Annotated in this window: 23 protein-coding genes and 1 pseudogene; 14 read left to right on the forward strand and 10 right to left on the reverse strand. The window is 57.4% G+C overall.

Features of this window, described 5'->3' with window-relative positions:
• A partial coding sequence (locus BV390_RS13500) for a molybdopterin oxidoreductase family protein (protein WP_304442488.1) occupies window positions 1-725 on the forward strand: 725 nt, incomplete at its 5' end.
• A 150-nt stretch (window positions 726-875) separates the two neighbouring features.
• Here BV390_RS13500 and BV390_RS13505 read toward each other — a convergent pair.
• The 3 genes from BV390_RS13505 to BV390_RS13515 all read right to left on the reverse strand — a co-directional run bounded on the left by BV390_RS13505 (window position 876) and on the right by BV390_RS13515 (window position 5,715).
• Entirely contained in the window at window positions 876-1,334 is a 459-nt protein-coding gene (locus BV390_RS13505) for a (2Fe-2S)-binding protein (RefSeq protein WP_032687266.1), read from the reverse strand.
• Window positions 1,335-1,379: 45 nt separating this feature from the next.
• The gene (locus tag BV390_RS13510; RefSeq protein WP_085397022.1) at window positions 1,380-4,595 is read right to left on the reverse strand and encodes a molybdopterin cofactor-binding domain-containing protein; all 3,216 of its coding nucleotides are present in this window, start codon (window positions 4,593-4,595) and stop codon (window positions 1,380-1,382) included.
• A 349-nt stretch (window positions 4,596-4,944) separates the two neighbouring features.
• The gene (locus tag BV390_RS13515) at window positions 4,945-5,715 is read right to left on the reverse strand and encodes a DeoR/GlpR family DNA-binding transcription regulator (RefSeq protein WP_032687265.1); all 771 of its coding nucleotides are present in this window, start codon (window positions 5,713-5,715) and stop codon (window positions 4,945-4,947) included.
• Between the two features lie 91 nt (window positions 5,716-5,806).
• On the opposite strand from BV390_RS13515, the pseudogene BV390_RS13520 reads away from it, so the two are divergent.
• Together BV390_RS13520 and BV390_RS13525 are read left to right on the forward strand one after the other, a co-directional pair.
• Window positions 5,807-6,189, forward strand: a pseudogene (locus tag BV390_RS13520) (VOC family protein).
• 35 nt (window positions 6,190-6,224) lie between these two features.
• Window positions 6,225-6,866 (forward strand): CatA-like O-acetyltransferase, family 1, encoded by a 642-nt coding sequence (locus BV390_RS13525; protein WP_085397023.1) that lies wholly within the window; start codon window positions 6,225-6,227, stop codon window positions 6,864-6,866.
• Here BV390_RS13525 and arsC read toward each other — a convergent pair.
• Genes arsC through BV390_RS13540 form a run of 3 tightly spaced genes read right to left on the reverse strand, consistent with a single transcriptional unit; the run spans window position 6,846 to window position 8,939 of the window.
• Window positions 6,846-7,271: a glutaredoxin-dependent arsenate reductase gene (gene arsC, locus BV390_RS13530; protein ID WP_032687261.1), complete on the reverse strand. Its 426-nt coding sequence runs from the start codon at window positions 7,269-7,271 to the stop codon at window positions 6,846-6,848. The two genes, BV390_RS13525 and arsC, sit on opposite strands and share 21 nt — an antisense overlap.
• A 9-nt stretch (window positions 7,272-7,280) precedes the next feature.
• Entirely contained in the window at window positions 7,281-8,573 is a 1,293-nt protein-coding gene (locus tag BV390_RS13535; protein WP_032699610.1) for an arsenic transporter, read from the reverse strand.
• 45 nt (window positions 8,574-8,618) lie between these two features.
• On the reverse strand, window positions 8,619-8,939 hold the full coding sequence (locus BV390_RS13540; protein WP_032697310.1) for a metalloregulator ArsR/SmtB family transcription factor: 321 nt from the start codon (window positions 8,937-8,939) through the stop codon (window positions 8,619-8,621).
• A gap of 89 nt (window positions 8,940-9,028) precedes the next feature.
• Between BV390_RS13540 and arsH the strand changes: the two genes are divergently transcribed.
• Complete coding sequence (arsH, locus tag BV390_RS13545; protein WP_032687258.1) at window positions 9,029-9,727, forward strand: arsenical resistance protein ArsH; 699 nt, start codon at window positions 9,029-9,031, stop codon at window positions 9,725-9,727.
• A 39-nt stretch (window positions 9,728-9,766) separates the two neighbouring features.
• Here arsH and BV390_RS13550 read toward each other — a convergent pair whose 3' ends face one another.
• Window positions 9,767-10,270: a DUF1543 domain-containing protein gene (locus BV390_RS13550; RefSeq protein WP_085397024.1), complete on the reverse strand. Its 504-nt coding sequence runs from the start codon at window positions 10,268-10,270 to the stop codon at window positions 9,767-9,769.
• Window positions 10,271-10,558: 288 nt separating this feature from the next.
• On the opposite strand from BV390_RS13550, the gene BV390_RS13555 reads away from it, so the two are divergent.
• The 9 genes from BV390_RS13555 (at window position 10,559) to BV390_RS13595 (ending at window position 20,153) form a co-directional block, all read left to right on the forward strand.
• On the forward strand, window positions 10,559-11,782 hold the full coding sequence (locus BV390_RS13555) for an SfnB family sulfur acquisition oxidoreductase (protein ID WP_032687254.1): 1,224 nt from the start codon (window positions 10,559-10,561) through the stop codon (window positions 11,780-11,782).
• Between the two features lie 31 nt (window positions 11,783-11,813).
• Entirely contained in the window at window positions 11,814-12,458 is a 645-nt protein-coding gene (locus tag BV390_RS13560; protein WP_369804321.1) for a methionine ABC transporter permease, read from the forward strand.
• A 43-nt stretch (window positions 12,459-12,501) separates the two neighbouring features.
• Window positions 12,502-13,278, forward strand: a complete 777-nt coding sequence (locus tag BV390_RS13565; RefSeq protein WP_085397059.1) for a MetQ/NlpA family ABC transporter substrate-binding protein — start codon at window positions 12,502-12,504, stop codon at window positions 13,276-13,278.
• Between the two features lie 64 nt (window positions 13,279-13,342).
• A complete protein-coding gene (locus BV390_RS13570; protein ID WP_085397025.1) occupies window positions 13,343-14,386 on the forward strand; it encodes a methionine ABC transporter ATP-binding protein in 1,044 nt (347 codons plus the stop codon).
• A 148-nt stretch (window positions 14,387-14,534) separates the two neighbouring features.
• Complete coding sequence (locus BV390_RS13575) at window positions 14,535-16,238, forward strand: ABC transporter substrate-binding protein (protein WP_046852328.1); 1,704 nt, start codon at window positions 14,535-14,537, stop codon at window positions 16,236-16,238.
• Between the two features lie 44 nt (window positions 16,239-16,282).
• Window positions 16,283-17,242, forward strand: coding sequence for an ABC transporter permease (locus BV390_RS13580; protein WP_032687250.1), 960 nt, complete (start codon window positions 16,283-16,285; stop codon window positions 17,240-17,242).
• A 3-nt stretch (window positions 17,243-17,245) separates the two neighbouring features.
• On the forward strand, window positions 17,246-18,193 hold the full coding sequence (gene opp4C, locus BV390_RS13585; protein WP_032687249.1) for an oligopeptide ABC transporter permease: 948 nt from the start codon (window positions 17,246-17,248) through the stop codon (window positions 18,191-18,193).
• Window positions 18,190-19,170: an ABC transporter ATP-binding protein gene (locus BV390_RS13590; RefSeq protein ID WP_032699604.1), complete on the forward strand. Its 981-nt coding sequence runs from the start codon at window positions 18,190-18,192 to the stop codon at window positions 19,168-19,170. Before opp4C ends, BV390_RS13590 begins: the two co-directional genes overlap by 4 nt.
• Entirely contained in the window at window positions 19,167-20,153 is a 987-nt protein-coding gene (locus BV390_RS13595) for an ABC transporter ATP-binding protein (RefSeq protein ID WP_032687247.1), read from the forward strand. The genes BV390_RS13590 and BV390_RS13595 overlap by 4 nt, the downstream gene beginning before the upstream one ends.
• Before the next feature lie 117 nt (window positions 20,154-20,270).
• Here the strand turns inward: BV390_RS13595 and BV390_RS13600 are convergent, their stop codons facing one another.
• Both BV390_RS13600 and BV390_RS13605 read right to left on the reverse strand, forming a co-directional pair.
• Complete coding sequence (locus tag BV390_RS13600) at window positions 20,271-22,676, reverse strand: membrane-bound PQQ-dependent dehydrogenase, glucose/quinate/shikimate family (RefSeq protein WP_046852326.1); 2,406 nt, start codon at window positions 22,674-22,676, stop codon at window positions 20,271-20,273.
• 319 nt (window positions 22,677-22,995) lie between these two features.
• Entirely contained in the window at window positions 22,996-23,904 is a 909-nt protein-coding gene (locus BV390_RS13605) for a DUF535 family protein (RefSeq protein ID WP_032687244.1), read from the reverse strand.
• Between the two features lie 310 nt (window positions 23,905-24,214).
• Between BV390_RS13605 and BV390_RS30670 the strand changes: the two genes are divergently transcribed.
• Window positions 24,215-24,355 carry a hypothetical protein gene (locus tag BV390_RS30670; RefSeq protein ID WP_004862935.1) on the forward strand — a complete coding sequence of 47 codons (141 nt, stop codon included), beginning with the start codon at window positions 24,215-24,217 and terminating at the stop codon, window positions 24,353-24,355.
• Between the two features lie 43 nt (window positions 24,356-24,398).
• On the opposite strand, the gene BV390_RS13610 is transcribed toward BV390_RS30670, so the two are convergent.
• Window positions 24,399-25,289 (reverse strand): LysR family transcriptional regulator, encoded by an 891-nt coding sequence (locus BV390_RS13610; protein ID WP_004862938.1) that lies wholly within the window; start codon window positions 25,287-25,289, stop codon window positions 24,399-24,401.
• Between the last annotated feature and the right edge of the window lie 87 nt (window positions 25,290-25,376).

Genomic DNA, 25,376 nt, shown 5'->3' on the forward strand with positions numbered 1-25,376 from the left:
TGAAAACCGACTGGCAGATCATCAGCGAAATCGCCACCCGGATGGGCTATCCGATGCACTACAACAACACCCAGGAGATCTGGGACGAGTTGCGGCATCTGTGCCCGAATTTTTACGGCGCCACCTACGAGAAAATGGGCGAGCTGGGCTACGTCATGTGGCCGTGCCGCGATGAGTCCGACGCTGACCAGGGGACCTCTTATCTGTTTAAAGAGCAGTTCGACACCCCGAACGGCCTGGCGCAGTTCTTCACCTGCGACTGGGTTGCGCCGATCGATAAACTCACCGACGAGTATCCGATGGTGCTCTCCACCGTGCGGGAAGTAGGCCACTATTCGTGCCGCTCGATGACCGGCAACTGCGCGGCGCTGGCCGCGCTGGCGGATGAACCGGGGTATGCGCAAATCAATACCGCCGATGCCGCGCGACTGGGCATTGAGGATGAGGCGCTGGTGTGGGTGAAGTCGCGGAAAGGCCGCATTATCACCCGCGCGCAGGTCAGCGATCGTCCGAATAAAGGGGCGGTCTATATGACCTATCAGTGGTGGATTGGCGCCTGTAACGAGCTGGTCGCGGAGAACTTAAGCCCGATAACCAAAACGCCGGAGTACAAGTACTGTGCCGTGAACGTTGAGCGCATCGCCGACCAGCGCGCCGCCGAGCAGTATGTGATTGATGAGTACACCAGGCTGAAAGCCCGTCTGCGCGAAAGCGCAATGGGTTAACCCTGCTCCCCGGTTGCGCGACGTTTATCGCGGAAAGATCCGGCCGATCGCCAGAGTCGTCAGGAACGGTTAAATCAGAGAGTCCGGTTATCAGACGGAAAAGACAGAAACCCGGGCCAGGTGTTTACACCTTAGCCCGGGTTGTAAGGTCTATGACTTTAAAGCATGGTGAATAGAATCAAGAATCGGTTGATAGCCGGTACAGCGACAGATATTCCCCTCCAGCACATCTTTCAACTGTTCATCCGTCGGCTGCGGCGCTTTAGTCAGCAGCGCCGTGGTACTCACCAGTACGCCAGGAGTACAAAAACCGCACTGCACACCGCCATGCTCGACAAATGCCCGCTGCAGTTTTTGCGTCAGCGGGTTATCGTTCAACCCTTCAAGGGTGGTGATTTCCGCCTCATCGCACTGTTCGGCCAGAACCAGACATGAACAGACGGCATTGCCATCCATCAATACCGTACAGGCGCCGCACTCCCCGATGGAACAGCCCTCTTTCGTGGCACTCAAGTGCAAAGTGTCCCGCACCAGATCCAACAACCGCATGTGCCCTTCCACTTTCGCTTCCACCAGCTTGCCATTGACCTTCACTTTGATTGTGCTCATTGCGCTATCCTGTGCGGGGCGCTATCACGCCCCGTTAATTTATGATTATTGATCAAATTCGTGCTTCGCCTGTGCCATCATGTCGCGGAACATACTGATAAAGACAGGCTGCTTATAGGCCGCGGACCAGCGTTTGCCGATGGCGGCATCGATCAGCTTTTCCAGAACCGCACAAGCGCGGTCGATCGATTCATGCTCCAACCGCTGGCCAATCAGGCAACGCTCGACATCAGGCAGGCGCTGCGGTTTGCTAAACAGAGCGCCATCCACCAGCCGGCAGTAGTCGACGCACCCGTTGGCATCCAGAGACAGCAGCGCACTCAGGCTTTGCCGGGTAATATTCAGCGCATTACGTCGCCCCAGCTGATGATAGAAACCTCTGGCCTGCGGTCTGGCCGGCGGCGGCAGGATCACCTGAGTCAGCAGCTCGTCCGGCTGGCGCTGGGTTTTATAGCCAGAAAGCAGAAACTCACCCAACGACATCCGCCGCGTGCCGCGCAGGGAATGCAGCACAATACTGGCATCGTAGAGGATCGCCGGTGGAATAGAGTCGCCACAGGGCGCGGCGTTAACGATATTGCCGCCAATGGTGGCGCGGTTACGAATCTGATGTGAGCCTACGGTGTGACAGGCCTGAACCAGTAGCGGATAACGCTCACGCAGTAGCGGATGCTCGGTGATGCGGTTAAAGGTCAGCGCCGCGCCAAGGACTATCTCATGACTATGGGGATCTTCTGTTATCCCGGTCAGCTCCTGAAGACGGGAAATATCCACCAGCTTCATTGCCCGGGTTTGCATGCGCCCTTGCACAATGACGTCCGTCCCTCCCGCTATTGCGCTCACGCCTTCCTGAGCCAGCAACGTGAGCGCCTGTTCCAGATTCTGCGGACGGGTTACCGTCACGTCGGTCAGCCGCAGCACCTGCTTTTTATTTTCCGCCTCGATCATCAGCTCGCTCTGCCGGGCTGGCTTTTTCAGATTGAAGCCGAGGATCACCTGCTCAAGGGTCAGCGGCAACTTATTAAAGCGCCTCCCGAGCGCGAAGCTGACCGCATTATTGATAGCTGCCGCGGCCAGTTCAGTGGCCGGCTCGCCGATGCCTTTCGCCCCATACGGCCCGGCAAGATCGGGGTTTTCTACGCCGATAACCGTGATTCGTGGGATATCTTTAATGGTCGGCAGAAGGTAGCTGTCAAAGTTTTCTGACTTCACCTGGCCGTGCTCAATATTGAAATCTTCCAGCAGCGCATAGCCAAATCCCTGGGCTACGCCGCCGCAAACCTGGCCTTCAAACCCCACCGGATTGAGTATCCGCCCAACATCGTGCGCGGCGGTCACATGCAGGAGTTCAGTTTTCCCTGTACTGGTGTTCACCCGAACTTCAGCCACCTGACAGCCGTACACCCAGGTAAAGTACGGACTGCCGCAGCCTTTTTCTTCATCCCAGTGAATCGGCGGAGGGACGAACCAGCCATACTCGGTGAGACTAACGCTGGCCCATTTGGTTTTATTGACGGCGCGTTTAAACTCAATACGCCGGCTGGGGTCATGGCGGTTGATTATCAACCCGCCTGACCAGAGGGTATCGGCAAGCTCGCATGCGCCAATAGTGTCGCCGACGACGCTGAGAATGCGTCGTTTGATCTTCTCTGCCGCATCAAGAATCGCCCCGCCGCCCACCATCGTTCCGCGCGTGGCCGCCGTGGATCCGCCATCACCAATGACCGACGTTGGCGGCTCGCTAAAATGAATCTCTTCAAGCCCAATACCAAACGCTTCGGCGGCAATGAGCGACATGGTGGTCTGTAACCCCTGACCATTTTCTGATACTGATGTCGACAGGTTAACGCTGCCGTCTTCGTTGACCTGAATCAGCGCCGTTGAGGTATCCACCCCTTCCGCACCGATAGAACAGCCGCGATAGCTCAGCGCCAGGCCAATACCGTAGCGCCACACGCCTCCCTGCTGATTCAACACATGATAATGCTGGCGCTTCGCCATAAATTCTGCCGACTCGCTGGCCTTATTCAACACTTCAATTGCCGAAACGGTGTGGTTGTCGAACAGCTGGCCGGTAATCGAAGTATCGCCCTGTCGTAGCGCGTTTTTTTCGCGCAGCTTCAGCGGGGGAATATCCAGATATTCCGCAATCTCATCCATCAATGATTCATGCGCGTAGACGACCTGCGGCGAGCCAAAACCACGCATCGCCGAGGTATAGCTGTTGTTGGTATAGACCGCTTTGACATCAATATGGACATTAGGAATGCGATAAGGACCCGCGGCCTGCACCGAAGATCGCCAGGTCACGAAGGGCGAAGAAGCAGCATAGCCGCCGCTGTCCGCCAGAATATCGATCTTCATCGCGACAATATGCCCGACCTCATCCAGCCCCACTTTATACTTCATTTTATAGGGGTGACGTTTGCAGCTCTCGATAATCGACTGTTCGCGGGTATAGGCGAATTTCACCGGGCGTCCGGTTAAGTGGGTAAGTAAGGCCGAGCGGCAGGCCAGATGATCGATCACATCGTCTTTACCGCCAAACGATCCCCCCATCACCGCCCGCTTAATATTAATTAAGCTCTGCGGCCAGCCCATAAATTTGGCCACGAATCCGCGAACACGATGCGGATTCTGAATCGAACCGGAAATAATCAGGCTGCCGTCGGTGGGATCCAGCCAGCTGAGCACCACTTCTGGTTCGATATACGCATGCTCCTGAAAGCCAACTTCATACTCGCGCTCCAGCACATAGCGAGCCTCGGCGAACCCCTTACTGATATCGCCTTTAATCGTATGATGATGCGCGGCAATATTGTCGCTGCGTTGCGGATGGATCAACCGGGCATCGGGTGCCAGCGCCTGCTCAACATCGGTGAGCGGCACATAGGGCGTATAGCGGACGTGTATTTTGTCAGCGGCTTCGCAGGCGGCCTCATAAGTGGTCGCCGCGATCACGGCAATCACATCGCCGTGAAAGACCACCTCATCTTTGACGATCGGCAGGTAATCTTGCACGATAACCCCCACCACAGGCGTACCAGGAATATCCTGCCAGGTGGCAATTTTCACCACCCCGTCGACCGCCAGCGCATCGCTCAAATCAAGGTGTTCAATTTTGCCCGCCGGGATATCCGCATAGCGGCAGACACCAAATAGCATACCTGGCAGGGTGATATCATCACCATAAATGGCCGTTCCTTTGACTTTCGCCAGGCCATCCACTCGTCCCGGCGACGCTGAACGTAAAGCGCACATAACATTCCCCTTATTATTGTCCGTTGATGGCAAACCAGACTTAGCCATTGCATGCAGTATCAGTTCGCCCACGGGAAAAGCCCGTCCGGGACAACAAATCCAATATCTGTGCCATAAGTTGGCCGGGATGTGGTGCAGGTTATTATTTGTGACTGGGAACGCAAAAAGCGGCATCGACGGGGAAAAATCAGCGCAACGGGCGATTCGGCGAGGGTGTCACCGCCCGAACGCCGCTGATTTTATCAAAGTGAGAAGACGTATTTTATCAAATTAATAATTGCCAGCCGTCGCCAGGATGGCGCGGCTCAACAGACCGGTCTGGCGCCGATGCGGCGGCGTTTAGCGCGGGTCAGACGGTATAAATACGGATATCGTGCTCGCGGAATGTGTCGCTATACTCGCGACTGACGTTCTCCTCCACCACCAGCACATCGATGTCGCTGCTGTGCGCGACGACGAAACGGGCCACCGCCGGAATCTTATCCGAAGTCAGCCCGACGATAATTTCACTGCACTGTTTAATCACCGCTTTTTTAAATTCGCAATCGGCATAGTCAAATCCGGTCAGACCGGATTCCGGCGCCATCGCGCAGCCGCCGATAAACCCCTGATCAAACAGCACTCCCTGCAGCTGAGCCACCGCCGAAGCGCCAACGCAGCCGCCCGAGGCTCGCTGAACCTGCCCGCCAAGCATCACCACGTCATACAACGGCTTTTTGAGCAGCTCTGCGGCTATCTCCGGCGAATTGGTCACCACCGTTAACGCCAGCTCGGCAGGCAGCGCCTCGGCCATCGCCAGATTGGTGGTACCGGTATCGATAAAAATGCAGCCGCCGGGCTTGACCAGTCTTGCGCATTTCTGCGCGATTCTGATTTTTATTGCTGCATTTTTGTCTTTCCGCTCGCTGTAATCCCCGGCTTCCGGCAGGTTCATTACCGCGCCGCCGTACACCTTTTTACAGACCCCGTCCTTGCTAAGTTCATGCAGATCCCGGCGAATTGTATGCTCAGAGACGTTTAAGCGGCTGGCCAGCTCGCTACAGACCACCCGACCGTTTTCCTGGAGGATCTGACAAATCAGCGCTTGTCGTTGCTGAGGGAAAGCTGCATAATCGAGCACATTAACTCCTGAATTTATCTTAACCGAGCACTAAAGAGCATGATCATGCATCCGCCCGGTTCTGTCAACCTACCCTGCAAAGAGGTAAAAAATGAAAATTGCCCATGTCGCTCTCTGGACTCGTCAGCTTGAACAACAGGCTCGTTTCTGGACCGGTTTCTTCAACGGCCAGATTAACGAAAAATATTGCAGCCGGACCAACCCCGGCTTTGAGTCTTATTTTGTGAAAATCGGCGAAGATATTGCCATTGAACTGATGAGCAAACCGGGGCTACAGGCGGTCACGGCGGACAATAACCACACCGGCTGGGTTCATCTGGCTATCTCTGTCGGCGGCGCGCAGCAGGTCGATGCGCTGGCCAGGCGGGCGGAAGCCCAGGGGATTTTAGTCTCCCCGCCGCGCACGACCGGCGACGGCTATTACGAAGCGGTGATCAAAAACCGGATGGCAATCTGATTGAAATCGTTGCATAGTCAGCTCTGCAACCCATTCTGAGCAGGAACGCACCGTGTCTACCTACCATGTCATCGATAAAGAGAGCTGGCATCGTCGAGATCATTTCGAGTTTTATCGCACCTTTGCCAACCCCAGCTTTAACCTCTGTGTGCCGGTAGAAGCGCAGCGCCTGTATGAGTGCGCGAAGGATCGCCAGGTCTCCTTTTTCCAGCTGGCGCTCTACGCGCTGCTGCGGGCAGCCAACGCGGTCCCTCAGCTCAAGCAGCGGATGCAAGGCGACGATATTATTGAATATGATGATATTGCGGTGATGACGCCGGTCATGACCGCCCGGGAGGGGTTTCGTCAGGTATGGTGCGACAATGCCACCGACTTCGCCGCCTTTAGCCGGGCGGCGACGCCGAATATTGAGGCGGCAAAAACCACGGATCCGGCGCCGCTGATTGTCGAGGGCGAGCACTTTTTCTGCGCCAGCTGTCTACCGTGGCTCCATTTTAGCGCCATCACCCAGGCCGAGTATTATACGGGCGCGGCGGTCCCCGCGCTCACCTGGGGCAAACTGAAAAACGGCGTCATTCCGGTGGCGGGTAAATTCAACCATGCTTTTGTGGATGGGCTGCACGCCAGCCGCTTTTTCGCACAGGTTGAAGCCGGGTTTACCGAGCCGGATGCCTTATGGCAGCCGCTGGTCTGAAGCCGCCGCGACCCATTCCCCATCCTCCTTGCGAAACGGCTGTTCCTGCGCCTGGGTCAGGATCTCCAGCACCACTTCCGACGGACGACAAAGGCGTGTGCCTAACGGGGTGACCACAATGGGCCGGTTAATCAGGATCGGGTGCTGCAACATACTCTCGATCAGTCGTTCGTCGCTAAGGGTTTCATCATCAAGCCCCAGCTGAGCGTAGGGTTCGACGTTTTTGCGCAGCAGCGCGCGCACCGTTATCCCCATCGCCGCAATCAGACCCACTAACTCTTCCCGCGACGGCGGCGTATCGAGATAGTAGATAATCGTCGGCTCCATACCGCTGTTGCGGATCATGGCCAGCGTATTGCGCGACGTGCCGCAATCCGGGTTGTGATAAATGATGGTGTTGCTCATATCAGGTTCTCACGACAGAGAAAAAGAGAGACGCAAAGCAAGTGCGGCCAGCGTCACCAGCAGTACCGGTAGGGTCATGATGATCCCGGTACGGAAATAGTAGCCCCAGGAGATGGCTCTGTTCTTTTGCGCCAGAACATGCAGCCAGAGCAGCGTCGCAAGGCTGCCGATTGGCGTGATTTTTGGCCCCAGATCGCAGCCAATGACGTTGGCGTAGATCATCGCCTCTTTAATCACTCCCGTTGCCGTGCTGCCATCAATGGATAACGCCCCGACCAGCACCGTCGGCATATTATTCATGAGCGACGAGAGCACCGCCGTCAGCACTCCGGTACCGAGCGTTGCCACCCACAGCCCGTTATCCGCCAGCACATTCAGCACGGCGGAGAGCGCATCGGTTAACCCGGCATTGCGCAGACCGTAAACAACCAGATACATCCCCAGCGAAAAGACGACAATTTGCCACGGCGCCCCGCGCAGCACCTTGCCCGTATTAATGACTCGCCCCTTTTTCGCCACCGCCAGCAGCACCGCCGCTCCGCTAGCGGCAATAGCGCTGACCGGGATCCCCAGCGGTTCCAGAATGAAAAAGCCGGCCAGCAGCGCCACCAGCACCACCCAGCCGGTCAGGAACGTCGGGCGATCTTTAATCGCGCTGGCCGGTTCGGGCAACAGGGCCAGATCGTAGACCGGTGGAATATCTCGGCGAAAGACCAGATGCAGCATCGCCAGGGTCGCCAGGATCGCTGCGATATCGACCGGCACCATAACCGCCGCATAGGCGCTGAAGCCAAGATGGAAAAAGTCGGCAGAAACAATATTGACCAGATTCGACACCACCAGCGGCAGGCTGGCGGTGTCGGCAACAAAGCCGGCAGCCATCACAAAGGCCAGCGTCGCGCGCTGGCTGAAACCCAGCGCCGACAGCATCGCGATGACAATGGGGGTCAGAATCAGCGCTGCGCCATCGTTAGCAAACAGCGCGGCCACCACGGCGCCCAGCAGAATTATCCAGCTAAACAGTCGCCGCCCGCGCCCGTTTCCCCAGCGGGCAACGTGCAGTGCCGCCCAGGAGAAAAAGCCCGACTCGTCCAGCAGCAGACTGATAACGATCACCGCAATAAACGCTGCCGTGGCGTTCCAGACAATATTCCAGACCACCGGAATATCGCTCAGATGAATAACGCCGAACGCCAGCGCCAGCGCCGCCCCGAGGCTCGCGCTCCAGCCGATACTGAGTCCCTTCGGTTGCCAGATAACCAGCAGCAGCGTCAAGAAAAAAATGGTCCCTGCGAGCAGCATTCCTCACCCCATCAAATATGCAATAACAGATATATTAAGCCGCCATCAGCAGGAAGACGGCGAAGCGTCAGCCACCCGGGCACGCACCTCATCGCGCAGGCATCGCCATGCGCTGTCGATGATCTCTGCCGCCCAGGCCGGCATATGCGGCGACAAACGGTAGTGCACCCATTTCCCTTCCCGACGGTCAAGAACCAGCCCGCCCTCGCGTAGAATCGCCATGTGACGGGATATTTTGGGCTGAGATTCCGCTGTCACCGCGCAAATATCGCAGACGCACAGCTCACCTTGCTCCCTGAGCAACATCACGATCGTCAGGCGCGTGGCGTCAGACAATATTTTAAAAACCTCTAGCGGATGCGGCATTTTTGATTCCTTAGCGCGTCATTTACATATATGCTAATTCATATATGTTTATTTTGAAATAACCCCCCTCAAAAAAAAGGTGTTCCCCCATGGCTGATTTCCCTGCCCTGCAAGGTGAATTTTTTGATTTTGAACTTGCCAACAAGCTCCCGGATCGGGCGCCACCGCGAATCCTCATTCTCTACGGCTCGCTACGCGAGCGCTCTTTCAGCCGCTTCGCCGCGGAAGAGGCCGGACGACTGCTGACGGCCATGGGCGCCAGCGTCCAGACCTTCAATCCTTCCGGGCTGCCGCTGCCCGATGATGCGCCGGAATCGCACCCTAAAGTGGTTGAGCTGCGTGAACGGGTGCGCTGGTGCGACGGGATGATCTGGAGTTCACCGGAGCGACATGGCGCAATGAGTGCGGTGATGAAAGCCCAGATTGACTGGATCCCCCTGAGCGAAGGTGCTGTCCGCCCTTCTCAGGGCAAAACGCTGGCGGTGATGCAGGTGTGCGGCGGTTCCCAGTCATTCAACGCCGTCAATCAGATGCGGATCCTCGGGCGCTGGATGCGGATGTTTACTATCCCGAATCAATCGTCTGTCCCCAAGGCCTGGCAGGAATTTGATGAACAGGGTCGCATGAAGCCCTCGCCGTGGTACGACAGAATCGTCGACGTCAGCGAAGAGCTGTTCAAGATAACCCAGCTGCTGAAAGGCCATACCGCGCTGCTCGCCGGGAGATACAGCGAACGCAAAGAGAGCCATCAGGCCCTCTCAGCGCGAGTCAATCAGGCCAAAATCTGACGGGTAATGCGCGGGGATGCTCCCCGCGCTGGCAGGGCTTCAAATCCCAATCGGTTGATAGCCTTGCCACTCGGGCCTGGCCGCCTCGCCCGCAGCGTTGGGCGTCAGGTGGAGATACCAGTCGCCCACCTTGTCCAGCAGCAGACAGTCATCGACGGCCTGCAGATTGTCCTTATGCTGCTGCCAGGCGCCGCGCAGCAGCGTCTTCAGCGCTTTCTCCTTCGCCTCCTGCGCGTCACTCGCCGCAAACAGACCGAATTCATGCAGTTCCGCCAGGGTGTCGGAGCGATAGCCGCCGGCGTTAACAAAGAACAGCTTCACCCCGCCGTGAGCAGGCGTTCTGGCCAGAGTCACCTCATAACCATCGGCCCAGTTGATCCTGCTATAGCCGTCAATATGGATTTTATCCGCATCGCCAAACCAGGCCTCGCGCAGCGCAGGCCACGCCTCCTCCGGGGTTCGCGCCACCACAAACTGAATGTCATGAACTTCAATATTCGATTTACCCGCATTGCCACCGACGTAAAACATAAACAGATACATTGCCGATCCTCTGATTATCATTTTCGATATATATCAGACTACATAACGCTTGTTTCAGCAAGTTTCCCCGACGCAGGCTGTCGGAAATGCAGCAGCCTGCTATCACCGGTGCTGCATTTGCAGCAACCTGCCCGGCAGATAAAAACGTAATTCATTGATTTTAAATATCTAAAAATTCTCCGCGAACTGGCACAGCCTTTGCTATTCACATATAACACATTGGAATTATAGGTTATTTAGTTATCTATTTTTTGCATATAGCCATTTAGTTAACCACGAGAAAACCGTATGTCAGAAAGCCAATCACCTGTCAGCTATACCCGTCATTCGCCGGATGCCCATGTCATCAGCAGCGATGAAGAAGCCATCGCCATTGCCCACGAGGTCGCCCTGCTGCTACAGCCCGGAGCCGCAGAACGCGACCGTAGCGGCACGGTAGCGCCAGAGATTGTCGATACCTTCTCCAACAGCGGCCTGTGGGGCATCACGGTGCCGCGCCAATGGGGCGGCGCCGAGGTCTCCGCCGCCACCCTGGCTCAAGTGATTGCCATCATCTCCGCCGCCGATCCGTCGCTCGGACAAATTCCGCAAAACCATTACTGCCTGCTCGAGGACATCCGCCTGCAGGGCAGCGCAGAGCAACAGGCCTTCTTTTTTGGCCTGGTATTACAAGGGCATCGTTTTGCCAACGCGCTTTCCGAGACCGGCGGCAAAACGGTGCTCGATATCCGCACCCGCCTGGAGACCCGTGGTGAAGCGCTGTACATCAACGGACGGAAGGGCTATTGCACCGGCTCGCTCTACGCCCACTGGATAGGCATTCTGGCGCTGGACGCCGACGATCGCGCGCAGCTGGCCTTCGTGCCGCGCGACAGCGCTGGCTTGACGGTGCTCGATGACTGGGACTGCCTTGGGCAGCGAAATACCGCCAGCGGCACGGTCCTGGCGGAGAATCTGGCGGTCGCGCCGTTGCATCTTTTCCCGACGTGGAAATCTTATGCCTCGCCGACGCTCGCCGGCCCCTTCGCGCAGCTCACCACCGCCGCGATTGATGCCGGGATCGCCCGCGCAGCCCTCAACGACACCGTCAGCTTCGTTCGCCAGTTCGCCCGACCGTGGATTGATGCCGGCGTCGAACGGGCCAGCGACGATCCGCTCACCATCTACCATATCGGGCAGATCGACAGCCGACTGGCCGCCGCTGAGGCGCTGCTGGAGCAGGCGGGCAAGGTTCTCGACCGCTTTAAACAGGATCTCAGCGAGGAGCATGTGGCGCAGGCTTCCATCGCCGTTGCCCGCGCCAAAGTGTTCACCACCGAGGTTGCCCTTGACGCCGCCAGCCGCCTGTTTGAACTCAGCGGTACCCGGGCGACCGGCAACCGTCACAACTTCGATCGCCACTGGCGCAATGCGCGCGTTCACACCCTGCACGACCCGGTACGCTGGAAATATCAGCTGCTCGGCAACTGGGTATTAAACGGCATTCGCCCGCAGCGTCACGACTGGAACTAAGGTGGCCCCCGTGCTGGAGTTTTTTGCCGATATCGACTGGAGCGATGTGCTCCAGGCGGGCATCGACACGTTAATCATGCTGGGCTGGTCGCTGGGCTTTACCGTACTGCTCGGTCTGCCGTTAGGGATTGTCCTCTACCTCACCGGCCAGCCGCAGCTGCTGCACGCCCCGCGGCTGTATCGCCTGCTGTCGTTTTGCGTCAACGTCCTGCGTTCGCTGCCGTTCATTATTTTGCTGATCGTCATGATCCCGGTAACCACCTTAATTACCGGCACCTCCCTGGGCGTACAGGGCACCATTCCGCCGCTGGTGGCGGGCTGCGCGCCTTTCTTTGCCCGGCTGGTGGAAAGCGCTCTGCGCGAGGTGGATCACGGTCTGGTGGAGGCCAGCTGGTCAATGGGCGGCAATACCGCACAGCTGATCTGGCACACCCTGTTGCCCGAATCCCGCGCCGGGCTGGTTGCCGCCATCACCGTCACCGCGATTTTGCTGGTGGATTACACCTCTATGGCCGGGGTTATCGGCGGTGGCGGGCTCGGGGATCTGGCGATTCGTTTTGGCTACCAGCGCTTTCAGACCGACGTGATGGTGGTCACCGTCCTGCTGCTGATTGCCCTGGTGCAGGTTTTACAGATGAGCGGCGACCGCCTTGTGCGGTACATGAGCCGTAAATAACAAAGACACGCGACTTTCCCAGGAAAAAACCATGAACAAAATAGTGCACAAGACCCTTATCGCCGCCGGGCTGCTGGCCCTCTTCTCCGCCTCTGTCGCCGCCAACGAGACGCTGACCGTCGGCGCCACGCCGGTACCGCACGCGGAAATCCTTGAGTTCGTCAAGCCGGAGCTGGCCAGACAGGGCGTAGATTTGAAAATCAAAGTCTTTAACGACTTTATTCAGCCTAACCAACAGCTGGCGGAGAAAAACCTCGACGCCAACTACTATCAGTACCGTCCGTTCCTCGATAACTACAACCAGACGCGACATACCGATCTGGTCCCGGTGGTAGGCGTCCATATTGAACCGTTTGGCGCCTACTCCAGCAAATATCACGACATCAAAGCGCTCCCGGATGGCGCCACCATTGCGGTGCCGAATGACCCGGTCAACACCGGGCGAGCGCTGGTCATGTTAAGCGATGCCGGCCTGCTGACCCTGAAAAACCCGAAGGATCCGCAGTCGGCGACCCGGGATATCGTCACCAACCCGCACCATTTTAAAATTCGCGAGCTGGAAGGCGCCATGTTGGCGCGGGCGGTGAATCAGGTCGATCTGGCGTTTATATTCGCCAACTATGCGCTGGAAGCGGGGATCGATACCGATAAAGCCCTGCTGGTAGAAAAAGGCAGCGATCTGTACGTCGAGTATCTGGTGGCCCGCCCCGATAACCTCAACGATCCGGGGATCCAGAAGCTGGCGAAAGCGCTGCACTCCGACGCGGTGCGCAATTTTATCCTCACCCGCTACAAAGGCAAAATCGTCCCGGGCTTCTGATCGCCGGACCGTATCCGGCAGCGCTGATGCTGCCGGTTTTTCAAGGCTGACGGAGCAAACTACCGTGACTCACGATCCTCGTGCCGTACCGCATATACAGTTAAGCGGAATAAGCAAAGCCTACCCTAACGGCGTTCAGGCGCTGCAGAATATTAACCTGACGCTCTATCAGGGCGAGATTTTCGGCATTATCGGCCGCAGCGGCGCCGGGAAATCGACGCTGTTGCGTCTGTTTAATCGGCTGGAAAACGCCGACAGCGGCGAAATCACCATTCACGGCGAACAGACGTTGCGCTATTCACGCAGCCAGATGCGCGACCTGCGCCGCCGGGTGGCGATGATCTTTCAACACTTCAACCTGATGTCGACCAAAACGGTGGCGCAAAACGTCGAACTGCCGCTTAAGATGGCCGGCGTCCCGCGGGCTGAAAGGCAGCGCCGGGTCGATGAGATGCTGGAACTGGTCGGCCTCAGCGCCCTGCGCGATAGCTGGCCGGCAAAACTCTCCGGCGGGCAAAAGCAGCGTACCGGGATCGCCCGCGCGCTGGTAACCCAGCCGGAAATTCTGCTTTGCGACGAGGCAACCTCGGCGCTGGATCCGGAAAACACCCTCTCTGTGCTTAAGCTGTTGAAAGAGATTAACCAGCGCCTTGGTCTGACGATTATCCTCATTACTCATGAAATGGAGGTCATCCGCACGCTCTGCGATCGGGTGGCGGTGCTGGAGCGCGGGCATATCATCGAACAGGGCGAGGTGTGGCGGGTGTTTGGCAACCCGCAGCACGAGGTGACGCGTAGCATGACCAGTACGCTGCATCACGATCGCCCCGGCGAAAACCTGTCGTCGGTGGCCGGCTCGCAGCTGGTGACCCTGCACTTCGACGGCAGCAGCGGCGGCGAGCCGGATTTACACCACATCGCCGCTTTGCTCGGCGATGGCGCACGCCTGCTGTACGGCAACTGCGAGCAGATTCAGGGGCGGGTCATCGGACAGCTACGCATCCGGCTGCCCCGGCCGCTGGATGACAACGCGTTAGGTCAGCACGGCTGGGTCGCGGATCGTTTGACTCTCGGTAGCGAGCTGACGGTGGAAAATTCTCCGTCTTAATCAAAATCTGGCATTTTATTGCCAGATTATTGCTAATGCTGATTCGCTATAAATCATATTTTTTCGTTGTTAGACAGGCCGTGGTGCGCCTCTTATCTTTCGTCATGAATTGTAAATTTCAGCGCAATTATTTGATGAGGGAGCACTTTTGTCCAGATTACTGCACGGATTAAAAACTAAACAGACGCGATTTTCGCACGCTATTGCAATCGCGTTAATCGGCGGCACGCTGGCATTTTCTTCTGTGACCAGCGCGGACGAAATTTTGCAGGAAGGCATCACGCCGGCCACCGATGCCAGCCAGATCCCGGCGGCCGCCAAACTGCGTAAAGACACCGTCGTCGCCGGGATTTCCGAGCCACAGGGGATCTTTAACCCCTACTTCTTCGTTAACGGCTGGGACGAAAACGTCACCAACGTCATCTTTTCGCGCCTGATTGACTGGGACAGCCACGGCAACCTGGTCCCTGGCCTGGCCGAAAGCTGGCAGGTGAGCGCCGATAACAAAGTCTATACCATCAAGCTGCGGCCGAATCTGACCTTCAGCGACGGCTCGCCGCTCACCGCGGAAGATGTCGCCTTTACCCTCACCGTGCTGCTGGATCCGAAGTATGACGGCGATACCGATATTACCCTCGCCAATATTGCCGGCGGCGCCGAGTATAAAGCCGGGAAAGCCGACAGCGTCAGCGGCCTGAAGGTCATCGACCCGCTGACCCTGCAGGTCACTACGACGCAGCCCGGCGCCACCACCCTTTCGCGGATCGGTGGTCCGGTGCTCTCCAAAGCCTGGTATGGCAAAGGCTACCAGCGCGGCCAGCTTGACTATCTGCGCAGCCTGCATGGAAAACCGCTGGGCAACGGTCCTTACGTCTATGACAAATATATTCCGGGCCAGGAGATTCGTTTCCACGCTAACAGCCACTTCTACCGCGGCACACCGCCGACGCCGCGCTTTATCTACCGCGTTACCAACCCGTCGACCAACTTTCAGCTGTTCCAGACCGGTGAAACCGACTACGACGCCTTTACCTCGCGCCCGGACGATATTGAACAGCTGAGAATGCTCGGCTTCGCCAATATCAACCTCTACGGCTCCAGCGATTACAGCCAGGTGGAGTTTAACGTCCGTCGTCCGGCGCTGAAGGATGTCAAAGTTCGGCAGGCGCTGATTTACGGCCTCGACCGCCAGAAGCTGATCGATGTGGTGTACCAGGGCTATGGCAAGGTGGCAGTTGAACCGATCGCCCCTATCTCCTGGGCCTACAATCCGCAGGGGGTCAACCCGTATCACTACGATCCGGCGCAGGCGAAAAAACTGCTTGATGAAGCGGGCTGGAAACCGGGCCCGGACGGCATCCGCGTGAAAGACGGTCAGCGTCTGGAGCTGACGCTGCTGGTCAGTAAGAAGGTGCTCAACGATGCGCTGATCCCGATTGCCAAAGAGAACTGGCAGCAGATCGGCGTCGTGCTCAAACCGCAGGTGGTCGACTTCAATGCCCTGATGGCCCAGCGTAAAGCGGGCAACTATGACCTGGCCTCCTTTAGCACCAGCACGCTCAACGACCCGCACGACGGCGTATGGGATTTCTACAGCACTGAAGCCAAAGAGTCGGGCTATAACAATCCGCAGGTCGATAAGCTGATTAACGAAGGCAACGCGCTGCTCGACGTCGAAAAGCGTAAGCCGATTTACCATCAGCTGTATCAGGTGCTGGCGGAGGACCCGCCGGTCATTCTTCTCGGCTACCGCCAGATTCTCTCGGCCAGCAGCGCCAGGGTATCCGGTTTTAAACCGGATATTTATAACGGCCTGACCGGCAGCCTGCCGGATGTGAAAATCGCCAGGTAACCATCACAGCCGCCGGAATAACCCGGCGGCTGAGTGAGAATGTTATGAGAAATTTTATCCTGAGACGGCTGCTGCAAACGCTGCCGATGCTGCTACTGGCCTCATTGATTATTTTTATGCTGTTTGCCAAAACTCCCGGCGACTTTATCGACGGCAATATTACCCTCACCGCCGCTCGCGCCGCCGAACTCAAAGCCATCTATGGCCTCGACCAGCCGCTGTTGACCCGCTATCTACGTTGGCTCGGCCAACTGCTGCGAGGCGATCTCGGTTTCTCGCTGCAGTACCAGATTCCGGTCAGCCAGTTGCTAAACCAGTACATCTGGAACTCGTTCCTGCTGGCAAGCATTGCGCTGGTTTTTTACTGGGGCATCGGCCTGACGGTGGGCATCGTCTCCGCCATGAAGCCAAACTCGCTGTTTGACCACCTGGTGAGCGTGGCGGTCTTTGCCGCGATGTCCTTTCCGACCTTTTTCCTCTGTCTGCTGTTGATTAAGTGGTTCGCCGTGGATCTGCACTGGCTGCCGGTTGGCGGGATGACCAACACCGGCAGCGATGACCGCGGCTGGGGCTATATCCTGCAGGTGGCCGCGCACCTGGTGCTGCCGGTTCTGGCGCTGGTGATGCTGCAGGCCGGCAGCCTGACGCGCTACTTCCGCGCCAGTATGCTCGACGTCGTCAGGATGGATTTTATTCGTACCGCCCGAGCCAAAGGGCTGCGCGAACGGACGGTGATCTTCAAACACGCGCTGCGCAATGCGCTGCTGCCCATTATCACCCTGCTCGGCTTCGAGCTACCGGGGCTGTTCTCCGGCGCCATCATCACCGAAAAGGTCTTTAACTGGCCTGGGGCCGGGCATATTCATATCGATTCGCTGGCCGCCCGCGATTATCCGGTACTGATGGGGTTTACCCTGTTTCTGGCGGTGCTCACCATTTTGGGCAACCTGATAGCCGATGTTCTCTACGCGTGGGCCGACCCGCGAATTCGGGTGAGGTCATAAATCATGTTTAGCACTCTGTTTTCAACGCAACGTCGCCTGCGCAAGGCGGAGATTCCGGCGCTCGCTATGATCACCCCATCACCGTGGCGCCAGGCCTGGCGGTCGCTTCAACGCAACCGGCTGGCCATGTTTTGCCTGCTGCTGCTGGCGGTGATGGCCGCCTGGTGCGTGCTGGGGCCGCTCTGGTCGCCGTGGAAAGATGATGCCACCGATGTCCTGATGATTAACAAGCCTCCCGGCGCTGAGCACTGGCTGGGTACCGACTTTCTCGGCCGCGATGTCTACACCCGCCTGCTGATGGCCGGACGTATTTCGTTGATTATTGGCCTGCTCACTATGCTGCTGTCGGTGGCGCTGGGCTACCTGCTCGGCGCCGTCTCCGGCTATGCCGGCGGCCTGACCGATAAGCTGATCATGCGCCTGGCGGACCTGGTGATGACGATTCCCGGTCTGCCGCTGCTGATCGTCGCCGGGGCGATGTTATCCGAACTCGATTTTTCCCCGGATGCCCGGATCTACATGGTGGTGGTGATGCTCAGCCTGCTGGAGTGGCCAAAGCTGGCGCGGCTGGTACGTGGTCAATGCCTGTCGCTGCGCGAACGCGATTTCATGCTGGCAACCCGGGTACTGGGTCTTTCCGCCCGCCGTCGCCTGTTTGGCCATCTGCTGCCCAATACCATTCCGATTCTGGTGGTCATGGCGACCATGGCGGTGGCGAATGCCATTCTGAGCGAATCGGCGCTCAGCTACCTTGGACTGGGCGTGGTACCGCCCACGCCCTCCTGGGGCAATATGATGGACGCCGCCAACAGCCTGATCGACTTCCAGCGTCGTCCGTGGCTATGGATGCCGCCGGGTATCGCCATTTTTATCACCGTCATTGCCATTAACGTGCTGGGCGACGGCCTGCGCGATGCGATGGATCCGAAAATGAAACAGAGGCTGAAATGAGCGCCCCGTTACTCACCTTCCGACAACTCTCGGTCTCCTTCGCCGCCGAAAAACAGCGCGTGCGGGCGGTACAGGAGGTATCGTTTGCCATTCATGCTGGCCAGACCGTCGGGGTCGTCGGCGAATCCGGCTGCGGAAAAAGCGTCACCGCAATGGCCTTAATGGGCCTGTTGCCGCCCCAGGCCGCGCGTATCGATAGCGGAGAAATCCTCTTTGACGGGCAGGACCTGCTGCGTCTGAAAGCCCGCAACATGGCCGACCTGCGCGGCAACCAGCTGGCGATGATCTTTCAGGAACCGATGACCGCGCTGAACCCGGTGCTGACCATCGGCGAGCAGCTGTGCGAGCCGCTCATTCGCCACCTGGGCGAAACGCCCAAAGCCGCCTGGCGCCACGCCACCCGCCTGCTAAGCGAAGTGGGGCTGGCCCGCGCGGATAGCCTGATGAACAGCTACCCGCACCAGCTCTCCGGCGGCATGCTACAGCGCGTGATGATTGCCATGGCGCTGAGCTGCCAACCGAAGCTGCTGATCGCCGATGAACCCACCACCGCGCTGGATGTCACCGTTCAGGCGCAAATCCTGCGCCTGCTGCGCGATCGGGCGCAGGCCAGGGGGATGGCGATGCTGCTGATCACCCACGATCTGGGCGTGATTGCGCAAATGGCGCAACAGGTGGTAGTGATGTACGCCGGCCGGGTGGTCGAATCGGGTCCGACGGCCGAGATCTTACGCCAGCCGCAGCATCCCTATACCCAGGGGCTGATCGCCTCGCGGCCGGTGCCCGGCGAACGACGCCGTCGCCTGTACTCGATTCCCGGGCAGGTGCCGGATCTCGCCGCCCTGCCTGCCGGCTGCGCCTTTGCCGACCGCTGCCAGCGGGCCAGCGCAGCCTGTCGCCAGAGTATCCCTGCGCTATTGGGAACAACGCGGCAGGCCGCCTGCTTTCACACCACATCCGCGGAGCCGGTTGCATGAACAGTGAAAACCATCAATATGTCATTGAAGTCGAAGGGTTAAAAAAACACTTTCCGCTGCGCGACGGGCTCTTTGGCCAGCAAACCGGGCAGCTGCGAGCGGTGGACGGCGTCAGCTTTCGCATCCGCCAGGGGACTATTTTCGGCCTGGTGGGCGAATCCGGCAGCGGGAAAACGACCGTAGGACGCACGCTACTGGGGCTATACGAGAAGAGCGCCGGTAGCGTGAAATACCGGGGCCGGGAGCTCTCCACCCTCACCTCGCAGGAGATGCAGGCGCTACGCCCTAAAATCCAGCTGGTGTTTCAGGATCCCTACAGTTCGCTGAACCCGCGGATTCGCGTCGGCGAGGCGATTGGCGAAGCCATGCTGCAGCATAAACTGTGCAGCCGGGCGGAGCTGTATGACAAAGTGATTGCGGTGATGCAGATCTGCGGCCTCGCGCCCCACCACTACAACCGCTTTCCGCATGAGTTCTCGGGCGGTCAGCGCCAGCGTATTGGTATTGCCCGGGCGCTGATTCTCAACCCCGACTTTATCATTGCCGACGAGCCTATCTCGGCGCTGGATGTCTCTATCCAGGCGCAGATCATCAATCTGTTTTCCGATCTGCGCGACGATTTTGGCGTCACCTTTCTGTTTATCTCCCATGACCTTGGCGTGGTGGAGCATCTCTGCGATGACGTGGCGGTGATGTATCTCGGGCAGTTGGTGGAGACCGCCAGCCGCGATGCGCTGTTTGCCCAACCTCGCCATCCCTACACCCAGGCGCTGCTGGCGGCGGTACCGACGCTCGATCCGCACGCCGAACCCGTCGCGGTCGTACAAGGCGAGATCCCCGATCCCTCGAATCCGCCGCCCGGCTGTCGTTTTTCCTCACGCTGCCCGAAGGCCAACGACCGCTGTCGCCGCGAAATTCCTGCGCTGCGTGTGATAGCCGCCGGCCACTCTGTGGCCTGCCATGAGGTGGTCGCCTCCTGCTAAAGCGCGAGGCCCTCCGACTGCCGGCCGGCGCCTGAGGCAAAAAAAAACCAGTCAGCAATGACGCTGGCTGGTTTTAACCTACCGTCGCGGCGTACTCAATACGCCGCCTTCAGGGCGCTACTCCTCCAGCGCGTAGGCAATAATATCATCGCCCACATCCGGGGAGTGGCTGGCGCCACCGGCGGAAATGACCACGTACTCTTTTCCGCTCTTCGGCGATTTATAGATAAGCGGCGCTGCCACGGCCCCAACCGGCAGGCGAGCGCGCCACAGCTCTTTCCCGGTTGCGGAATCCAGCGCCCGCAGGTAGTTATCCTGGGTCCCGGCAAAGAAGATCAGCCCGGAAGCCGTCGAGGTCGGGCCGCCCAGCGTCGGCATACCCAGCGGGATATGCATGTGGGTTTTCAGACCCAGCGGACCGGTATCCTCGACGGAGCCCATCGGCACCTGCCACATCAGCTGACGAGTATTGAGATCGATGGCGCTCATCGTGCCGAACGGCGGCGTATTACACGGTATCCCCAGCGCGGATTGCAGAATATCGATCCGCACGCCGCCATATGGCCCGGCGACCTGCGGGCGCACGGTCCCCATGAACCCCGGAACCTCATCCGTAGAGACTTTGTATTTCGCCATATCCTGCTGACGTACCAGCGACATTCTCAGCGGCATGCGCATATCGTTAACAAACAGCGTCCCGCTACGCTCATCGATGGAGATTCCGCCCCAGTTCATGCCGCCCAGCAGGCTCGGCCATTCGATATACGGCTTCTCTGACGGCGGCGTATACATCCCAAGCCAGGTGGACTCTTTGAAGTCAATGCGGCACATCAGCTGGTCAAACGGCGTCACGCCCCACATTGATTTCTCGGTTAACGGTTCAACGCCGAGCTGCGGCATCCCGGTCGAGAACGGCTGGGTGGTAGAAAGGCGTTCGCCTTCTGCCCCTTCGTGCGCTACCGGCAGTTCGTCAACGCGCGTCACCGGCTTGCCGGTGCGGCGATCGAGAACATAGATCTGACCGGTTTTGGTGGTCTGAATCAGGACCGGAACCTCTTCGCCCTGGTCATTTTTCATGTGGAACAGCACCGGCTGAGACGGCAAATCATAGTCCCAGACATCATGGTGAACGGTCTGGAAGACCCATTTTGTTTCACCGGTGCTGGCATCCACCGCCACCACGGAAGAGCCATACTTCTCTTTCGCTGCGTTACGGTCGCCGCCCCAGTAATCCGGCGGACCGTTGCCGGTCGGCAGATAAACCAGGTTCAGCTCTTTATCAAAGGCCGGCACCGTCCAGACGTTCGGCGTTTCGAGGGTATACACGCGCCCTTTTTGCGGATCGGTCACATTTTCCGGCTGACCCACATCCCAGGCCCAAACCACATTGCCGTTGCGCACATCGAAGGCGCGGACCACGCCGGAAGGTTCACCGTGAATAATATCGCGAACCCAGCCGCCCAGTACCGCAATATGCCCCATGATCACCGGCGTCGAGGTCGGGTGGTAGCGCTTGCTGTTCTCGGTGTTGTCCATCCCCTGCTTGAGATCGACGCTACCGTGATGGCCGAAGTTATCGCACAGCTCGCCGGTTTTGGCGTTCAGCGCCAGCAGGCGCGCATCGACGGTGGAAACCAGAATCCGCTGCGGACACTGCTGCAGATCCGGGCTGGCTTTCTCCTGCGCCGTCAGCGACGTATCGTTTTGCACATCATAGTAGCCGACGCCGCGACAGGTGACGTGTTCGGCGGTCTGCGCATGCGGGTCAAAGCGCCAGCGCGCTTTCCCGCTATCCGCATCCAGCGCGGTGACCACGTTCAGCGGCGTACAGGAGTAGAGCGTATCGCCAATTTGCAGCGGCGTATTCTCATCCACCCCAATCCCCGGGCCGCTCACCCGGCGGCCGGTGTGGTAGGTCCACGCCACCTTCAGGTTTTTGACGTTTTCCGGGGTAATATCATCGTACGGGGCAAAACGGGTACCTGAAGCATCGCGGGCGAAAAATTCCCAGTTGTCGCTTTGAGAAGCAAGGGTCGGCTTGCTATCTGCAGCGGCTTTCACCACGCCATGATGAATGCCGCCGTGGGGATAAAACGCCGAGACCAGCGTCGCCAGCAGAGCGATGAAAATCGCCGAGGCGCTCCAGTTGGCATAGCGAACCGCGACCCGTTTAACCGGCAGCGTCGTTGCCAGCCACAGGCCAAGCATCAGCAGCAGAGCCGGCACCACCAGACGAGGAATCAGTCCCCAGTAGCTGAGCTGCACTTCATAAAGCGCCCAGACAAGGGTCAGTAAGAAGGTCACAATGGTGAAAGGGAGGACGTATTGACTGCGGATAAGGTATCCGATGGCGATAAGCAGATAGGCCACGCCGGCCAACAGATACCAGGCGCTACCGCCCAGAGTCAGGAGCTTGCCGCCCCAGAAAGTGAAAAAGAGTCCCGTACAAAAACTGAGTAATACAAATATAACCCGGTAGACGGTGAAGAAGATCCTCCTGCCGCTACCTCGCTGTTCGTCCATATCTCATCCCATACGACATTAGTCGTTATAACCAATATATTTATTTTTAACAGCATCCGATCCAAACAAATCGGATACAGACCGCATAACATCCTGGTTGGACGCTCATGAGCCGAGCGAAGAACGTAATAAAGTATATGGATTTGTAAAAGTTATGTAAAACAATCCAGCATTAAATGTTTAAAATTTTTTAATTTATAAACGGAAGTTGCAGCGGCGAACGCTGATAAAGCGCGTGATAAATAAGCAGAGGAAGATAAACGGGCGGGAGATGGCTGGCCAACAGCCCCCTGCGGGCCAGCACACCGGTAGGTGCAAATTAGTTTACGGGCCGCGACCCGCTGATTTGCCGTAGAGCAGCCTTCATTTCCAGCTGCGCCAGCTCCTTCAAACCTTCGCGTTTGATAAACTGACTGCGATGTTTGCTTTTGACCTCTTCTATACTTTTTTTGATCTCCTGCGGCGGTAATTTATACCAGCCGCGACGATGTTTTTCGCCCCCGACTTCCAGCCACAGCGCAGAGTAACTGGTTTGTACTTTCTCGCTTTTGACGTGAAAATCGGAGTCGATGGCATAGATCTCTTTAATATCGCTGTGCTGTAGAAAACCATAGAGCAGAGAAATAATTAAATTTTTCGGTCGGGTGCCGTGCAGCTCTTTGGTCAGCACTTTAATTTCATCATTGGCAATATCTTTCCCTCCCTGAATGCCGCCTATATAAGCCCGGCCATCTTCGGTGCAAGAAAAACAGATGCTGTAAATGCGTTTTCCATCCTGAAGCATTAATAGCATCAGTTCGCCCTCCTCCTGAAAAGGCGAAGCCAGCAGTTTTACCGCAATGTGGCTGCCGTTTTTCAACGGAATTTCCGCCACGGTCAGCCCGTACTCTACCACGTTATACAGCTGCGGCAGTGCGTCTGCGCTAAAGGTTTTTTCGATAAAAATCAAGGCGCCATGGGCAATATCCAGCTTGGCTCTTCTTGACATTTTTTTATTTAAATAGGCTTTGAACGGCTTATCCTGAAAACTGACCAGCCCCTGCGTTGCACCGGTTAATCTGGCGCAAACATATTTATCACAAAGCTCTTGATATTCCTTATACTTTCCCCCTGCGAGAGGTATTTCTCTGCATTTTCGTAAGACCTTTTTATATTTGAGTTTAATTTGACAAATCAATTTATTATTTTTTCGCCATTCTTTGATGGCAACTGTTGCTGTTTGAGCCATTGATCAAGATCCATAGAATCAACCATAATCGTGGCCATAATATCATAAATAGTTCAAGTCAACGCTTGATTAGTGAGTCGTTGTCCTTTCATTTAATAAATAGGCAGATAATCATTCTTTCGCTTTATAATTAAAGACAGGGAGATGTCAACTCTTATTATTGGCAGTCTCTTGTGGCGTCAGATGAAAAATATCAGGTGGCGCCACGCTATTACCGCTCTGTGCGGTAACGAGGCGCCCAGGGTTCATCCTGCCGTGGTTTTGCTCTATAATCTGACCACAGTCAAAAGTGAACTAAAGTGGGTAACTCATGGAAATTGATCTCGACAATCTGGTCTTCAGCGGTCTGGAAGAAGCGCAAGAGCGCAATGCCGAACGCCTTGAAGATGCTGACAAAAAAGCCGAAGCGATCGTTGCCGATGATGATTGTGGCGACGCCTGCAAAATCTGATTCCTGAACCGGCTAACCACGCCGGTTTTTTTTCGCCCGTCAGTCAAGCCGTAAATGCCCCCTTCAGCGTGCCCAGCAACGCCTGCGCCGCCTTCGACAGCTGCAGATGACCGGCATGAATCACCCCGACACACTTCTCAATCGGCGGGTTATCCAGCGGCAGGCATACGGCGCCCAGCGCCTGCATCTGCGACTGGCAGAGAGCCGGAACGGCGCTGCCGCCGAGGCCGCTGGCCACCATTCTGCCCACCGTCACCAGCTGATGGCTCTCCAGCGCAACATCCAGTTGACGGCCGCTGCGCGCCAGCTCCTCTTCCAGCATCAGGCGGACCGCCGAAGGCCGCTGCAGCGTAATGAAATCCAGCGTCAACAGCTCGCGCCAGGAGAGACGATGTTTACCGGCCAGGGGCGATGATTTCGGCACAATCGCGATAAAACGGTCCACGCCCAGCGGCGTAAACAGCAGATTATTGGTCGGCGCCGGCTCAAAAGCGATGCCCATCTCCACCCGCCCTTCACGAACCATTTCGATCACCTGCTCGTTAATCACATCGTGAACGGTCACGTTAATCCCGGCATAGCGATCGCGAAAAGCTTTCAACACCTCGGGCAGGACGTTTGCCGCAAACGAGGGCATGGCCGCGATCGAGATTTTGCCGCGCTGCAGGGTAAAGCTCTGGCGCATCGCCTCTTCGGCGTTATCCCAGTCGGCCAGCAGCTGGCGGGCCATCGGTAAAAAGATCTCCCCCTCCTGAGTCAGCGTCACCCGGCGGGTGCTGCGTTGCAGCAATGCGCCGCCGAGTCCCTCCTCCAGTCCTTTGATGGTCAGACTGAGGGCCGGCTGCGAAATATTCAGCCGCTCGCTGGCGTGGGCAAAATTCAGAGTGTGAGCTACCGCTAAAAACGCGCGTAACTGTTTGACACTCATTCTCATTTTTCATCCCGTTAACTAATTGAAAAAATTTAGTTAACAACAAATTAATAAGAAAACCCAATGAGTAGGTCACAAATTCAAAATTAA

Source organism: Klebsiella sp. YJ (genome assembly GCF_002108615.1).
GTDB lineage: Bacteria > Pseudomonadota > Gammaproteobacteria > Enterobacterales > Enterobacteriaceae > Klebsiella > Klebsiella planticola.

Coding starts and splice junctions, on each gene's coding strand:
- BV390_RS13510 (WP_085397022.1), bottom strand. CDS start 4,595: ATGTGCGCTTTACGTTCAGCGTCGCCGGGACGAGTGGATGGCCTGGCG.
- BV390_RS13605 (WP_032687244.1), bottom strand. CDS start 23,904: ATGGCTCAAACAGCAACAGTTGCCATCAAAGAATGGCGAAAAAATAAT.
- BV390_RS13610 (WP_004862938.1), bottom strand. CDS start 25,289: ATGAGAATGAGTGTCAAACAGTTACGCGCGTTTTTAGCGGTAGCTCAC.
- BV390_RS13580 (WP_032687250.1), top strand. CDS start 16,283: ATGAGAAATTTTATCCTGAGACGGCTGCTGCAAACGCTGCCGATGCTG.
- BV390_RS13540 (WP_032697310.1), bottom strand. CDS start 8,939: ATGCCGCATCCGCTAGAGGTTTTTAAAATATTGTCTGACGCCACGCGC.
- BV390_RS13590 (WP_032699604.1), top strand. CDS start 18,190: ATGAGCGCCCCGTTACTCACCTTCCGACAACTCTCGGTCTCCTTCGCC.
- BV390_RS13555 (WP_032687254.1), top strand. CDS start 10,559: ATGTCAGAAAGCCAATCACCTGTCAGCTATACCCGTCATTCGCCGGAT.
- BV390_RS13600 (WP_046852326.1), bottom strand. CDS start 22,676: ATGGACGAACAGCGAGGTAGCGGCAGGAGGATCTTCTTCACCGTCTAC.
- BV390_RS13535 (WP_032699610.1), bottom strand. CDS start 8,573: ATGCTGCTCGCAGGGACCATTTTTTTCTTGACGCTGCTGCTGGTTATC.
- arsH (WP_032687258.1), top strand. CDS start 9,029: ATGGCTGATTTCCCTGCCCTGCAAGGTGAATTTTTTGATTTTGAACTT.
- BV390_RS13505 (WP_032687266.1), bottom strand. CDS start 1,334: ATGAGCACAATCAAAGTGAAGGTCAATGGCAAGCTGGTGGAAGCGAAA.
- arsC (WP_032687261.1), bottom strand. CDS start 7,271: ATGAGCAACACCATCATTTATCACAACCCGGATTGCGGCACGTCGCGC.
- opp4C (WP_032687249.1), top strand. CDS start 17,246: ATGTTTAGCACTCTGTTTTCAACGCAACGTCGCCTGCGCAAGGCGGAG.
- BV390_RS13595 (WP_032687247.1), top strand. CDS start 19,167: ATGAACAGTGAAAACCATCAATATGTCATTGAAGTCGAAGGGTTAAAA.
- BV390_RS13550 (WP_085397024.1), bottom strand. CDS start 10,270: ATGTATCTGTTTATGTTTTACGTCGGTGGCAATGCGGGTAAATCGAAT.
- BV390_RS30670 (WP_004862935.1), top strand. CDS start 24,215: ATGGAAATTGATCTCGACAATCTGGTCTTCAGCGGTCTGGAAGAAGCG.